Origin of the sequence: Aquabacterium sp. (assembly GCF_036279655.1) — a bacterium.
Lineage (GTDB): Bacteria > Pseudomonadota > Gammaproteobacteria > Burkholderiales > Burkholderiaceae_C > Aquabacterium.
The window spans coordinates 1-12946 of the sequence record NZ_DASUIT010000057.1; the positions used below are offsets into that span (position 1 = coordinate 1).

A 12946-nucleotide genomic window follows, 5' to 3' on the forward strand; every position below is an offset into this window, starting at 1 on the left:
GGGGTTGGTGTCGGCGTTGAATTGTTCGTTGAGGCCCAGGATCGGGTCGCGGGGGGCCATTTCAACGGCGGCAAACAAAGAGGCCATGCAAGCAGTCTCCGGTCGGTTGGGGTAATCTGAAAACCAGTACAGACCCGACAATGGCTCGTAGCCAGATCGGGCAAACCCTTTATTTTATTCGTTTAAGTCCTTCATGTCCCAACCCATTGATCTGCCCGGCAGCACGCCGACCCTTCAAAGCGGTGCCCATGCAGAGAATGTGCTGCCTGCCGAGGGTGAATTCGTCAGTTTCGAGGGCTCGCCGTTCCAGCTGTATCAACCCTACCCGCCAGCAGGGGATCAGCCCACGGCCATTGCGCAACTGTGCGAGGGCATCGAGGACGGACTGAGCTACCAGACCCTGTTGGGAGTGACCGGCTCGGGCAAGACCTTCACCATGGCCAATGTGATCGCCCGTGAAGGGCGCCCGGCCATCGTCTTTGCGCCCAACAAGACCCTGGCGGCCCAGCTCTATGCCGAGTTCCGTGAATTCTTTCCCAAGAATGCGGTCGAGTACTTCGTCAGCTACTACGACTACTACCAGCCCGAGGCCTATGTGCCGCAGCGCGATCTCTTCATCGAGAAGGACAGTGCCATCAACGAGGCCATCGAGCAGATGCGCCTGAGCGCCACCAAGAGCCTGTTGGAGCGCCGCGACGTCGTGATCGTGGCCACCGTGTCGGCCATCTACGGCATCGGCAAGCCCGAGGACTACATGTCCATGGTGCTGATCTGCCGCGTGGGTGACAAGATCGGCCAGCGCGATGTGATCGCTCAACTGGTGCGCATGCAGTACCAGCGCAACGACATGGATTTCACGCGCGGGACCTTCCGCGTGCGGGGCGACACCATCGATGTATTCCCGGCGGAACACTCGGAGCTGGCCGTGCGCCTGGAGCTGTTCGACGACGAACTCGAATCCATCCAGCTGTTCGACCCGCTCACCGGGCGCGTTCGCCAGAAGATCCCGCGTTTCACCATCTACCCCTCCAGCCACTATGTGACGCCGCGCGAGCGCGTGCTGGCGGCCGTGGAGGGCATCAAGGCCGAGCTCAACGAACGCGTGAAACAGTTCGTGGCCGACAACAAGCTGGTCGAGGCGCAGCGCGTGGAGCAGCGCACCAAGTTCGATTTGGAGATGCTGCAGGAGATCGGCCACTGCAAGGGCATTGAAAACTACACACGCCACCTCTCGGGCGCCCGGCCGGGCGATCCGCCGCCCACCCTGGTGGACTACATGCCTGCCGATTCGCTCATGTTCCTCGACGAGAGCCACGTGATGATCGGCCAGCTCGGCGCCATGTACAACGGCGACCGTTCACGCAAGACCACCCTGGTGGAGTATGGCTTTAGGCTGCCTTCGGCCATGGACAACCGCCCCCTCAAGTTCGAGGAGTTCGAGCGCAAGATGCGCCAGGTGATTTTCGTGTCGGCCACCCCGGCGGCCTACGAGCAGCAGCACGCGGGCCAGGTGGTCGAGCAGGTGGTGCGGCCCACGGGCCTGCTCGATCCGATCGTGGAAGTGCGCCCGGCTACCCACCAGGTGGACGACGTGCTTCAGGAGATCCGCATCCGTGTCGAGATCAACGAGCGTGTGCTGATCACCACCCTGACCAAGCGCATGGCCGAGCAGTTGACCGACTACCTGACGGAAAACGGCGTGAAGGTGCGCTATCTGCACTCCGACATCGATACGGTCGAGCGGGTGGAGATCCTGCGCGATCTGCGCCTGGGCACCTTCGATGTGCTGGTGGGCATCAACCTGCTGCGCGAGGGGCTGGACATTCCCGAGGTCTCACTGGTGGCCATCCTGGACGCCGACAAGGAAGGCTTCCTGCGGGCCGAGCGCAGCCTGATCCAGACCATCGGCCGGGCGGCGCGCAATCAGAATGGTCGCGCCATCCTCTACGCAGACAAGATCACCGAGTCCATGCGCAAGGCCATGGGCGAGACGGAGCGGCGTCGTGCCAAACAGATCGCCCACAACGAGATCCACGGCATCACGCCGCGCACGGTCAACAAGAAGGTCAAGGAGTTGATCGACGGGGTGATGTCCAACGCGGCCAAGGACGACCTGCGTGCCGCCGAGCAACTGGCCGCCTCGGTGGCGGACGCCGGTGCGCTGAGCGAGCGGGATCTGGGTAAACGCATCAAGCAGCTCGAAAAGGAGATGCTGGAGTGCGCGAAGAACCTGGAGTTCGAAAAAGCGGCCCGTTTGCGGGACCAACTGGCTCTGCTCAAGGAGCAGGCTTTTGGTGCGGCCGGGGGCGATCACATCGTGCCCATCCAGGCCGGGCGGCAGGCCTGAGCACCAGACCTGCGCCCCAGGACACTCGCTGATCAGTGAGCGTCGTGGCCAAAGCGGCGGCTGATGGCAAGGCCGGCGCGGGTGCACACGGCCACGGCGGCGATCGCTGCGCCCATGCCGGCCCACTCGGGCAGACCGGCCGCCACGATGGGCTCATACACATAACCCAAAGCGAGGGCCAGACCGGTCAGGAAACCGGCGATCACGCCCAGCTTCTCGAACTCGACGGCGGTGTCTTGCTGGTGATGAAAGGTCTGTGCCATGGTGTGCTCCGTTGGTTGCGTGTTGCAATGATGTGCATCTTACGCAGAAATTTCGGGGTTAACCCTTGTATCTGACTGTAAAACTAGTACTAACCCTCTATATGGGGGGTGTTAAGCGTTGTTTGTGAGTTGCGTGACCCATGGCCGCACACCCAAGGGAAAGCCCGTACGTGTAGTTGACTAAAGCAGTAGGTTTCTATATAATTGACTCATTCACTCGGGATTAAGAGCCTTCGTGGATCTGGTGCCCCCGGATCGGTGACATTCAGGTAAACCCTAGCTTTGTGCGGGGTCATTGGCTACCCGAACAAGGAGAGAGCAACATGCGTTTGACCACCAAAGGCCGCTTCGCCGTGACGGCCATGATCGATCTGGCACTGCGCGAGCACACCGGGCCGGTGGCCCTGGCCGCCATCAGCCAGCGTCAGCAGATTTCGCTGTCCTACCTGGAGCAACTGTTTGGCAAGCTGCGTCGCCACGAGCTGGTCGAGAGCACCCGTGGGCCGGGTGGTGGCTACTCCCTGGGCCGCAAGGCCGATGACATCACTGTGGCCGACATCATCGTTGCGGTGGATGAGCCCATCGACGCCACCGGCTGCGGCGGCAAGGAAAACTGCATGGGCGAGGACGGCGGTCGCTGCATGACCCATGACCTGTGGACCAGCCTGAACAACAAGATGATCGAGTATCTCGACTCGATCAGCCTGCGCAAGCTGGTGGACGACCAGATCGCCAAGGGCGTGTCCATCGAGGCGCAGCCCATCAAGCGGGCCATCTCGACCCAACCGGTGGTCAAGCCCATCAAGGTGACTGCGCCCAATTCGGTCTTTGCGCTCGGCTCGACCCTCACCAAGTGAGGGGAAAGGGGCTCACAAGGCCCCCGTCGAGCCCACAAGGTCCGATAATCGAGAGTTCTGTAAAAACGCCAGCCGCTGCGGTGCACTGCATCGCCGAGCCAGCCCTGTTTGAGTCCCCATCATGGACATGACCCCGCACTTCCCGATCTACATGGACTACGGCGCCACCACGCCGTGCGACCCCCGCGTCGTGGACGCCATGATCCCCTGGCTGCGTGAGCACTTCGGCAATCCGGCCTCGCGCACCCACGCCTATGGCTGGGAAGCCGAAGAGGCGGTCGAGAAGGCGCGCGTGCAGGTGGCCGAGCTGATCGGCGCCGATCCCCGCGAGATCGTCTGGACCTCGGGTGCCACCGAGTCCAACAACCTGGCCCTCAAGGGCGCTGCCCAGTTCTACAAGACGCGCGGCAAGCACATCATCACGGTCAAGACCGAGCACAAGGCCGTGCTGGACACCGTGCGCGAGCTGGAGCGTCAGGGCTTCGAGGCCACTTACCTTGATGTCAAGGACGACGGTCTGCTGGATCTGGATGTGCTCAAGGCTGCCATCCGCCCCGACACCATCCTGATCTCGGTCATGTTCGTGAACAACGAGATCGGTGTGATCCAGGACATTCCGGCCATTGGTGCGCTGTGCCGCGAAAAGGGCATCGTGTTCCACGTGGATGCGGCCCAGGCCACCGGCAAGGTCGCCATCGATCTGGCCACGCTGCCGGTCGACCTGATGAGCCTGGCCTCGCACAAGACCTATGGCCCCAAGGGCATCGGCGCGCTGTATGTGCGTCGCAAGCCCCGTGTGCGCCTGGAGGCGCAGATGCACGGTGGCGGCCATGAGCGTGGCATGCGCTCGGGCACCCTGCCCACCCACCAGATCGTCGGTATGGGCGAGGCCTTCCGCATCGCCCGCGAAGAGATGGCCGCCGAGAACGTGCGCGTCAAGGCCCTGCGCGATCGACTGCTGGCCGGCCTGCAGGAGATCGAGCAGATCTTTGTCAACGGTGACCTGCAGCAGCGTGTGGCGCACAACCTGAACATCTCGTTCAACTATGTCGAGGGCGAGTCGCTCATCATGGGCATCAAGGGCATCGCGGTGTCGTCGGGCTCGGCCTGCACGTCCGCCAGCCTGGAGCCCAGCTATGTGCTGCGCGCCCTGGGCCGCAGCGACGAGCTGGCGCACAGCTCGCTGCGCATGACCATCGGCCGCTTCACCACCGAAGAGGAAGTCGACTTCGTGGTCGCCACCCTCAAGGACCGAGTGGCCAAGCTGCGTGAACTGTCTCCCCTGTGGGACATGTACAAAGACGGCATCGACATCAGCACTATTCAATGGGCCGCGCACTGAGTTTCAGTGAACGCGCTACGCTCAAGACGCAATTGGAGTACCACCATGGCATACAGCGACAAGGTCATTGACCACTACGAACACCCCCGCAACGTGGGCTCGTTCGACAAGGGCGACGAGACGGTTGGCACCGGCATGGTCGGGGCCCCGGCCTGCGGCGACGTCATGAAGCTGCAGATCAAGGTCAACCCCAGCACCGGCGTGATCGAAGACGCCCGCTTCAAGACCTACGGTTGTGGCTCGGCCATCGCGTCGAGCTCGCTGGTCACCGAGTGGGTGCGCGGCAAGACTCTGGACGAGGCTCTGTCCATCAAGAACACCCAGATCGCTGAAGAGCTGGCCTTGCCCCCGGTCAAGATCCACTGCTCCATCCTGGCGGAAGATGCGATCAAAGCCGCCGTCAACGACTACAAGACCAAACATGCAGCCTGACCAAGCCACCTCTGCGGTCAACCCGGCCTCGTGCACTGCCGGGCCAGGCAATGGCCCGCTGGCCGAGATCGCCGAGGCCAACGCCAACATGTCCGTGGGCCTGACGGAGGCCGCGGCTCGCCACATCACCCGCTACCTCGGGCGTCGTGGCAAGGGCGTGGGCGTGCGTCTGGGTGTCAAGACCACTGGGTGCTCGGGCCTGGCCTACAAGATCGAGTTTGCCGACGAGATCAACCCCGAAGACATTATCTTCGAGCAGTTGGGCGTCAAGATCTTGGTCGACCCCAAGAGCCTGCCCTACATCGACGGCACCGAGTTGGACTTCGTGCGTGAAGGCCTCAACGAAGGCTTCAAATTCAACAATCCCAACGAGCGTGATCGTTGCGGTTGTGGAGAGTCCTTCCGTATCTGAGGCGGGCACACCCCTTGCGTCAGTCGAAGCCTCACCACCGTGGTGGGGCTTCTCACTTTGAAACGCCATGAACCTCGACGCTGACGACTTCACTCTGCTGGGCCTGCCCCGGGCATTTGCCCTGGACCGCGGTCAGCTGGATGCTGCCTGGAAGACCCTGCAGGGGCGCGTCCACCCCGATCGCTTCGCGGCTGAAGGCGCGGCGGCCCAGCGCATTGCCATGCAATGGGCCGTGCGCGTCAATGAGGCCCACCAGCGCCTGAAGGATCCGCTCAAGCGGGCAGCCTATCTGTGCGAGCTGGCGGGCATCCCCGTGAAGGCCGAGAACAACACGGCCATGCCCCCTGATTTCCTGATGCAGCAGATGGAATGGCGCGAAACCCTGGAAGAGGCTCACTCTCCCGAGGCCGTGGCCGCCCTGGACGCTGAAGTGCGCGCCCAGCGTCAGGCCCGCCTGGCACGCCTGGCGCGGCTCATCGACGACGAGGCACAGCACGCCCAGGCCGCACAGGAAGTGCGGGCGCTGATGTTCATCGACCGCCTGGGCGAAGAAATCGACCACCGACTCGAACAATACGAAGACGGCCTGTAAAGCCCCACCGACCTGCCATGGCCCTGCTGCAAATCTCCGAACCTGGACAGTCCCCCGATCCCCATCAGCGCCGCATTGCGGTCGGGATCGACCTGGGCACGACCCATTCCCTGGTGGCTGCCGTGCGCAACGGCGTCTCCGAGTGCCTGCCCGACGAACAAGGCCGGGTGATCCTGCCCTCGGCCGTGCGCTACCAGCTCGATGCCCAGGGCCGCACGCGCCGCCAGATCGGCTTTGAAGCCCTGAGTGCGCAGGCCGAAGACCCGGTCAACACCATCGTGTCGGTCAAGCGCTTCATGGGCCGCCGACTGGCGGACCTGGTGGGGGCGTCGCGTCTGCCCTATCAGTTCGAGGACCAGCCGGGCATGGTGGCCGTGCGCACCGTGGCCGGGGTCAAGACCCCCATCGAAGTGTCGGCCGAGATCCTGGCCAGCCTGCGCCAGCGTGCCGAAGACACCTTCAACGACGACCTGTTCGGTGCGGTGATCACGGTGCCGGCCTATTTTGACGACGCCCAGCGCCAGGCGACCAAGGATGCGGCACAGATGGCCGGCCTGAACGTGCTGCGCCTGCTCAATGAGCCCACGGCGGCGGCCATTGCCTATGGCCTGGACAATGGCGCCGAGGGCCTGTATGCCATCTATGACCTGGGGGGCGGCACCTTCGACATCTCGCTGCTGCAGCTCAGCCGTGGGGTGTTCGAGGTGGTGGCCACCGGCGGCGACTCGGCCCTGGGTGGGGATGACATCGACCACACCCTGGCCGAAGCCGCCTTGCTCAAGGCCACGATGCAGGCCGAGACCCCGCAGGACAAGCGCGCGGTGCTGGTGGCGGCCCGCCGCGCCAAGGAAAAGCTCTCCACCGATGGCAGCACCCACCTGTCGTGCGCGCTGTCAGGCGGCATGCTGTCCGTGAGCATCACGCGTGAGCAACTCAATGAACTGGCCAAGCCCCTGATCGACAGGACCCTGACCTCGGTGCGCCGCGCCCTGCGCGATGCCAAGGTCAAGCCCGACGAGGTCAAGGGCGTGGTGATGGTGGGAGGCTCCACCCGCATGCCCGCCGTGCGCGATGCCGTGGGTGCCTTCTTTGGCCAGCCGCCGCTGACCGACCTGAACCCCGATGAAGTCGTGGCCCTTGGGGCTGCCATCCAGGCCAATCAGCTCGCGGGCAACAACGCTCAGGGCGAGCACCTGCTGCTGGACGTGCTGCCCTTGTCCCTGGGTCTGGAGACCATGGGCGGGCTGGCCGAGCGCATCATTCCGCGCAACACCCCCATCCCCTGTGCCCGTGCGCAGGACTTCACCACCTTCAAGGATGGCCAGACCGCGCTGGCCGTGCATGTGGTGCAGGGCGAGCGCGAGCAGGTCGAGCACTGCCGCTCGCTGGCGCGCTTCGAGCTGCGCGGCATCCCGCCCATGGCGGCCGGTGCGGCGCGCATCCGTGTGAGCTTCCAGGTCGACGCCGACGGCCTGCTGAGCGTGTCGGCCAAGGAGCTGCTCTCCGGGGTCGAGGCCTCGGTCGTCGTCAAACCCAGCTACGGCCTGAGCGACGATCAGGTGGCCCACATGCTGCGCGAGGGTTTCAGCACGGCGGCCGAAGACATGAAGGACCGCGCCCTGCGCGAGGCCCGTGTTGAAGCCGAACGCATGCTGGAGGCCACCCGCACGGCCCTGGCGGCCGATGGCGATCTTTTGAGCCCCGAGCAGCGCACCCAGATCGACGCCCTGATGGCCCAGATCGGTCAGCGCTGTGACCGGGGTGATCTCGAGGCCCTGGAGGCCGCCATCAAGGCTCTGGCCAACGGCACCGAGGCCTTCGCGGCCGAACGCATGAACCGCAGCATCCGCCAGGCTCTGGCGGGGCGCACACTCGATCAGGTTTGACCATGCCCATCATCAAGATCTTGCCCCACGCCTCGCTGTGCCCCGAGGGCAAGCAGATCACGGTGGCCCCCGGCACCAGCATCTGCGAAGCCCTGCTGGAGAACCACATCGAGATCGAGCACGCCTGCGACATGAGCGCGGCCTGCACCACTTGCCATGTCATCGTGCGTGAAGGCTTCAACAGCCTCAACGAGATGGAAGAGACCGAAGAGGATCTGCTGGACCGCGCCTGGGGCCTGGAGCCCAACTCGCGTCTGAGCTGCCAGGCCATCGTGGCGGGCAGCGACCTCACGATCGACATCCCCAAGTACACGATCAACCACGCGCGCGAGAATCACTGACATGAGTCGTCAGATCTTTCTGGATACCGAAACCACGGGCCTGAGCCCCGAGTCGGGCGACCGCATCATTGAAATCGGTTGTGTGGAGATGATCAACCGCCGCCTCACGGGGCGGCATCTGCACTTCTACATCAACCCGGAGCGTCCCAACCACGAGGACGCCGTCAAGATCCACGGCCTGACCGACGAATTCCTGGCCGACAAGCCGGTGTTCGCCGCCCTGGTCGACGAGATCCTCGACTACTGCCGGGGCGCCGAGATCATCATCCACAACGCGAGCTTCGACGTCGGCTTCCTCAATGCCGAACTGCGTCGGCTGGGGCGCGGCGTGTTCACAGAGCATGTCGATGGGGTGCTCGATACCCTGGTGATGGCGCGTGAGATGTTCCCGGGCAAGTCCAATTCGCTCGATGCACTGTGCAAGCGCCTGGAGGTGGACAACACCCACCGCACGCTGCACGGCGCCTTGATGGACGCCGAGCTGCTGGCCGAGGTCTACATCAACATGACGCGCGGCCAGGACGCGCTGCTGATCGATGCAGGCAGTGCCGACGGCGGTGGTGGGGGTGGCTCCGAGGCCATGGCAGCCATCGACTACAGCCAGTACGCCTTGCCTGTGGTGGGCCCCACGGAAGAGGAGGCCGCCGCCTTCGAGAAAGCCCTGGCCGACATCGACAAAGCCAGCGGCGGAAAAACTTTGTGGAAAACGCTGGAAACCGTGGTATAGTGTCGGTCTTCGCTGATCACGGTAACGAATTCAGCGAAACCCGAACCAGTTTCGGGCGGTTAGCTCAGCGGTAGAGCACTGCCTTCACACGGCAGGGGTCGCAGGTTCGAACCCTGCACCGCCCACCAAGAAAATCAAGCACCTAGCCTCACGGTTAGGTGCTTTTTTCTTGGCGTGCTTGCTTCGCCATGCGGCCGCACAGGGTCAGTGATAGTCCTCTTCAAGTTGATGGCGCACCGCAAGCATCACGACTGTCGATGTGCTCACGATTTCATGCAGCACAACGTATCCAGTGCGTTCAAAGGGGATGATCAGTTCTCGCTGGGCGGGGTTCTGAGCCGCCTTGCGGAAGCTGTAGGGCGTGATCGCCAGCTGGTGTTGCGCTGTGGTTCTGATGGCGTCGATGGCGGCCTGAGCGCGGTCTAATTCTTCGCTGGTCTCAGCCCTGTCGATCAGGAAATCAAAGAGGCGCTCCAAGTCAGCTTCGGCTGTGGGAGCCATCTCAACGGTAAAGCTCATCGACCCAGCTTCTTTCGCTTGGCATCCAGCTTGGATTGCAGCCTGTCCAGGACCGCATCGACAGGCACCGACACGCCTGTGCGGTGGTAAGCCTCAGATGCAGCTTGCGCACGCGCATGGAACTCAGTTTGCATGCGCCTGTATGCGATCGCGTTTCGCACGGTTGTTTCGACGAATTCGGTCAGCGTTTCGCCCCGCAGGAGCACCGATTCAAGATCGGCGCGAAGCTCGGGCTCAACGCGGATTTGGGGAATGACGGCGGTTTTCATTGAAACAGTGTATTGCGTTTGCGTTACATGCGCAAACGCTGCGCGACGGCGCTCCTTACGGCTCCTGTTTCCGCTTGCTGTGTGCGCTCCCGAGCCGTCTTGGCGTGGCTGATCAGGGCATCGGCCGCTCCGGCCCCTGCATGCCGTGCGAGCGTGCCGACAGGTAGGCATACAGATCGGCGATGTGGGCCGTCACCCGAGGCTCACCTTGCCAGGCCGGCATGCTCAGGGTGTACCCCTTGCGCTGCACGATGTCTTCGATCAGGGCTTCGCGTGCGTGACCTTCGCTGCGCGCCTGCGCCGTCGGCAGGCTCCAGTCGTAGCGTTGCAGCACCAGGCCGACGAATTGCCGTGAGCCCATGTCCCGCACACGGGGCAGCAGGTTGGGCCCACCGGCGGTGCCGGCAGCGGCCGGGCCGTGGCAACTGGCACATTTGTCCTGAAAGACGCGCCAGCCGGTGTACACGGAGCCTGGCGGCTGTTTGCGCAACTCGATCTCCCGGTAAGCCTGCCGGTTTTCCAGCTCCAGGGCACATCCGGTCAGGCACATCAGGATCACAGCACCCAGGCTGAGAGGGCGCCACATGCGGCGCTGCCAGGTGGATGTTGGCAAGCTCGTCATGGCCATCTCCTGATCATTGATCGTCGGTCATTATGTGTGGGCGTATCGCCGTGGCGTCAAGTCCATTGCAACACCGCACAGTGGGGTGCACACCCATATATTCACGTGCAGGAAGGCCTCACAATCCGTCCAGAGAATTCAGGACTGTTTGAATGAATCACCCCGTTTCCCTGTGCCTGTTCGGCGTGCTGGCGGTGCTGGCCCCCTGGGCACAGGCACAGTCGATCAGCGAAGAAGAGGAGTTGGCGCTCGCCTTTGGTGACAAGGCCACCGTCAGCATCGCTACCGGCAGTCAGCAGTCGCTGAGGCGTGCACCTGCGGTGGCCACAGTCATCACGGCGCATGACATCGAAGCCATGGGGGCCACGGACCTCGACGAGGTGATGGAGACCGTGGCGGGGGTCCACGTCAACCGAGGGGTGCAAGGCAATATACCGTTGTACGTTATTCGTGGCGTACACGGTGATTACAACTCCCACACGCTGATGCTGCAAAACGGTGTGCCCATGACCACCATGCTGGTGGGCAACCGAGGCAACACTTGGTACGGCTTGCCTCTGGAAAACATTGCCCGCATTGAAATCATCCGTGGCCCGGGCTCTGCCTTGTATGGCGCAGACGCGTATTCCGGTGTGATCAACATCATCACCAAGACGGCTGCAGACACGCCGGGGACCGAGTTCGGGATGCGGGCTGGGTCTTTCCATACGCGCAGTGTGTGGGCACAGCACGGTGGACAGGTCGGAGGCATTGATGTGGCCGCTTACCTGCGCCTGCATCGCACCGATGGCTTCAAGGAGCCCATCCAGGCCGATACGCAAACCTTGCTGGACAGCTTGTTCGGAACGCAAGCCAGCCTGGCGCCGGGGCCGATGAACGTTGGCTACGACGGTGTGGATGGCAGCCTGGACCTGAGCGTTCAGAAGTGGCGCTGGCGCATGGGCTATATGAGGCGAGAAGGGCAGACCGGGCCAGGTGTGGCGGCCACGCTGGACCCTGTGGGCCGGGTGCGCAGTGAGCGCATCACGACCGATCTGTCGTGGAGCGGCATTGAGCTGGCCCGTGATTGGGATCTGGGCATGACGGCCAGCTACCTGAGTTATGTGCAGCAGTTCCCTGTGGCGGCACGCATCTTTCCGCCGGGGGCGTTTGGGGGCAGTTTTCCGGATGGGGTGTTTGGTGCGCCCAATACCTGGGAGCGTCAGATGCGCCTGTCGCTGGTGAGCACCTACTCCGGCCTGGCGAATCACAACCTGCGTTTCGGCCTGGGGCATGATGACCTGAACATGTACCGCACGCAGGAGTTCAAGAACTTCTCGCTCAATGAGGTGGGTTTGCCAATACCTACGCCGGGCGCCGAGGTGATCGAGATCCCGGCCGGTGGGGCCTTTCTGGCCCCCCATCGTCGCAAGGTGGATTACCTGTATGTCCAGGATGAGTGGCACTTTGCCAGAGACTGGACGTTGACGGGGGGGCTCCGGCACGATCGCTACTCGGACTTCGGGGGCACCACCAACCCTCGGGTGGCCCTGGTGTGGGATGCCAGCCTCGACCTGACGGCCAAGCTGCTCTATGGACGCGCATTCCGGGCGCCGGCCTTCGCGGAGCTCTACACCGCCAACAATCCCGTGGTCCGTGGCAATTCGACGCTGCGCCCCGAGACCATCAGCACCTGGGAGGCGGTGTTTGCGTGGCAGGCTCGGCCAGACACCGCGTTGAACCTCAGCCTGTTTCATTACAAGATGAAGGACATCATCCGCTCGACGGATGAGGGGGGGGGCGTGACGACGTTCAGGAACGTCGGCCTGCAGCATGGTCATGGCCTGGAACTGGAGGCCACCTGGCAGGCCAGTCGGGCCCTGCGTTTGGAGGCCAACTATGCCTGGCAGCGCTCCAGGGACGACACCACTGGGCAGGATGCGGGCTTTGCGCCCACGCATGAGCTGTTTGGTCGTGTGGACTGGAGCGTCTCCAGTGACTGGTTGCTGGGCGCCCAGATCAACCATGTCGCGGACCGCAAGCGCGCGGCGGGTGATGTGCGCCCCCAGGTGGCCGACTACACCACCCTGGACCTCACTCTGCGTACCACCATGGGCCGCAAGGGCTGGGAGTTCACCGGCTCGGTCCGCAATCTCTTCGATGCCGATGCGCGTCAACCCACGGTGGCACCCAACCCCGGCCTGTCCATCCCCGGCGATCTGCCCACCGCCGGGCGCTCGTTCTATCTGCAGGCCGTCTACAGGCTCTGAGTGCACCGGCGCACTGCCTCAGTGCGCACGCTCCCGTCCATGGTGAGCGTTTTGTCCCCCACCACCTGCTGAGCGCCGTGTCCCCTTG

General features: G+C 63.6%; 14 protein-coding genes and 1 tRNA gene. 11 read left to right on the forward strand and 4 right to left on the reverse strand.

All coding sequences use genetic code 11. The annotated features are described in order from the left end of the window. Window positions 1-193 precede the first annotated feature (193 nt). Window positions 194-2347 (forward strand): excinuclease ABC subunit UvrB, encoded by a 2154-nt coding sequence (gene uvrB, locus VFW84_RS06360; protein ID WP_329679602.1) that lies wholly within the window; start codon window positions 194-196, stop codon window positions 2345-2347. 32 nt (window positions 2348-2379) lie between these two features. Here the strand turns inward: uvrB and VFW84_RS06365 are convergent, their stop codons facing one another. Further along, entirely contained in the window at window positions 2380-2610 is a 231-nt protein-coding gene (locus VFW84_RS06365; RefSeq protein WP_329679603.1) for a hypothetical protein, read from the reverse strand. 323 nt (window positions 2611-2933) lie between these two features. Here VFW84_RS06365 and iscR point away from each other — a divergent pair, with 323 nt between their 5' ends. The 9 genes from iscR (at window position 2934) to VFW84_RS06410 (ending at window position 9327) form a co-directional block, all read left to right on the forward strand. Next, window positions 2934-3467 (forward strand): Fe-S cluster assembly transcriptional regulator IscR, encoded by a 534-nt coding sequence (gene iscR / locus VFW84_RS06370; RefSeq protein ID WP_329679604.1) that lies wholly within the window; start codon window positions 2934-2936, stop codon window positions 3465-3467. Between the two features lie 121 nt (window positions 3468-3588). Continuing rightward, complete coding sequence (locus VFW84_RS06375; protein WP_329679605.1) at window positions 3589-4809, forward strand: IscS subfamily cysteine desulfurase; 1221 nt, start codon at window positions 3589-3591, stop codon at window positions 4807-4809. Window positions 4810-4854: 45 nt separating this feature from the next. Next, the gene (gene iscU, locus VFW84_RS06380; protein ID WP_329679606.1) at window positions 4855-5241 is read left to right on the forward strand and encodes a Fe-S cluster assembly scaffold IscU; all 387 of its coding nucleotides are present in this window, start codon (window positions 4855-4857) and stop codon (window positions 5239-5241) included. Window positions 5242-5329: 88 nt separating this feature from the next. After that, window positions 5330-5653, forward strand: a complete 324-nt coding sequence (gene iscA / locus VFW84_RS06385; protein ID WP_329679678.1) for an iron-sulfur cluster assembly protein IscA — start codon at window positions 5330-5332, stop codon at window positions 5651-5653. A gap of 67 nt (window positions 5654-5720) precedes the next feature. Then, complete coding sequence (gene hscB, locus VFW84_RS06390) at window positions 5721-6245, forward strand: Fe-S protein assembly co-chaperone HscB (RefSeq protein ID WP_329679607.1); 525 nt, start codon at window positions 5721-5723, stop codon at window positions 6243-6245. A gap of 17 nt (window positions 6246-6262) precedes the next feature. Further along, complete coding sequence (gene hscA / locus VFW84_RS06395; RefSeq protein WP_329679608.1) at window positions 6263-8131, forward strand: Fe-S protein assembly chaperone HscA; 1869 nt, start codon at window positions 6263-6265, stop codon at window positions 8129-8131. A gap of 2 nt (window positions 8132-8133) precedes the next feature. Then, the gene (gene fdx, locus VFW84_RS06400; protein ID WP_329679609.1) at window positions 8134-8472 is read left to right on the forward strand and encodes an ISC system 2Fe-2S type ferredoxin; all 339 of its coding nucleotides are present in this window, start codon (window positions 8134-8136) and stop codon (window positions 8470-8472) included. A 1-nt stretch (window position 8473) separates the two neighbouring features. Then, window positions 8474-9199: a DNA polymerase III subunit epsilon gene (gene dnaQ / locus VFW84_RS06405; protein ID WP_329679610.1), complete on the forward strand. Its 726-nt coding sequence runs from the start codon at window positions 8474-8476 to the stop codon at window positions 9197-9199. Window positions 9200-9252: 53 nt separating this feature from the next. Next, window positions 9253-9327, forward strand: a tRNA-Val gene (locus tag VFW84_RS06410). Window positions 9328-9403: 76 nt separating this feature from the next. Here the strand turns inward: VFW84_RS06410 and VFW84_RS06415 are convergent. The 3 genes from VFW84_RS06415 to VFW84_RS06425 form a co-directional block, all read right to left on the reverse strand. Further along, on the reverse strand, window positions 9404-9718 hold the full coding sequence (locus tag VFW84_RS06415; protein WP_329679611.1) for a type II toxin-antitoxin system RelE/ParE family toxin: 315 nt from the start codon (window positions 9716-9718) through the stop codon (window positions 9404-9406). Then, entirely contained in the window at window positions 9715-9987 is a 273-nt protein-coding gene (locus VFW84_RS06420) for a YlcI/YnfO family protein (protein WP_329679612.1), read from the reverse strand. Before VFW84_RS06420 ends, VFW84_RS06415 begins: the two co-directional genes overlap by 4 nt. A gap of 112 nt (window positions 9988-10099) precedes the next feature. Beyond that, complete coding sequence (locus tag VFW84_RS06425; RefSeq protein WP_329679613.1) at window positions 10100-10609, reverse strand: c-type cytochrome; 510 nt, start codon at window positions 10607-10609, stop codon at window positions 10100-10102. Window positions 10610-10761: 152 nt separating this feature from the next. On the opposite strand from VFW84_RS06425, the gene VFW84_RS06430 reads away from it, so the two are divergent. Beyond that, complete coding sequence (locus tag VFW84_RS06430; protein ID WP_329679614.1) at window positions 10762-12858, forward strand: TonB-dependent receptor; 2097 nt, start codon at window positions 10762-10764, stop codon at window positions 12856-12858. Window positions 12859-12946: the final 88 nt, after the last annotated feature.

Bases quoted from the DNA above. Each gene is read 5' to 3' on its own strand.
- uvrB (WP_329679602.1), top strand. From the start codon at position 194: ATGTCCCAACCCATTGATCTGCCCGGCAGCACGCCGACCCTTCAAAGC.
- VFW84_RS06365 (WP_329679603.1), bottom strand. From the start codon at position 2,610: ATGGCACAGACCTTTCATCACCAGCAAGACACCGCCGTCGAGTTCGAG.
- iscR (WP_329679604.1), top strand. From the start codon at position 2,934: ATGCGTTTGACCACCAAAGGCCGCTTCGCCGTGACGGCCATGATCGAT.
- VFW84_RS06375 (WP_329679605.1), top strand. From the start codon at position 3,589: ATGGACATGACCCCGCACTTCCCGATCTACATGGACTACGGCGCCACC.
- iscU (WP_329679606.1), top strand. From the start codon at position 4,855: ATGGCATACAGCGACAAGGTCATTGACCACTACGAACACCCCCGCAAC.
- iscA (WP_329679678.1), top strand. From the start codon at position 5,330: ATGTCCGTGGGCCTGACGGAGGCCGCGGCTCGCCACATCACCCGCTAC.
- hscB (WP_329679607.1), top strand. From the start codon at position 5,721: ATGAACCTCGACGCTGACGACTTCACTCTGCTGGGCCTGCCCCGGGCA.
- hscA (WP_329679608.1), top strand. From the start codon at position 6,263: ATGGCCCTGCTGCAAATCTCCGAACCTGGACAGTCCCCCGATCCCCAT.
- fdx (WP_329679609.1), top strand. From the start codon at position 8,134: ATGCCCATCATCAAGATCTTGCCCCACGCCTCGCTGTGCCCCGAGGGC.
- dnaQ (WP_329679610.1), top strand. From the start codon at position 8,474: ATGAGTCGTCAGATCTTTCTGGATACCGAAACCACGGGCCTGAGCCCC.
- VFW84_RS06415 (WP_329679611.1), bottom strand. From the start codon at position 9,718: ATGAGCTTTACCGTTGAGATGGCTCCCACAGCCGAAGCTGACTTGGAG.
- VFW84_RS06420 (WP_329679612.1), bottom strand. From the start codon at position 9,987: ATGAAAACCGCCGTCATTCCCCAAATCCGCGTTGAGCCCGAGCTTCGC.
- VFW84_RS06425 (WP_329679613.1), bottom strand. From the start codon at position 10,609: ATGACGAGCTTGCCAACATCCACCTGGCAGCGCCGCATGTGGCGCCCT.
- VFW84_RS06430 (WP_329679614.1), top strand. From the start codon at position 10,762: ATGAATCACCCCGTTTCCCTGTGCCTGTTCGGCGTGCTGGCGGTGCTG.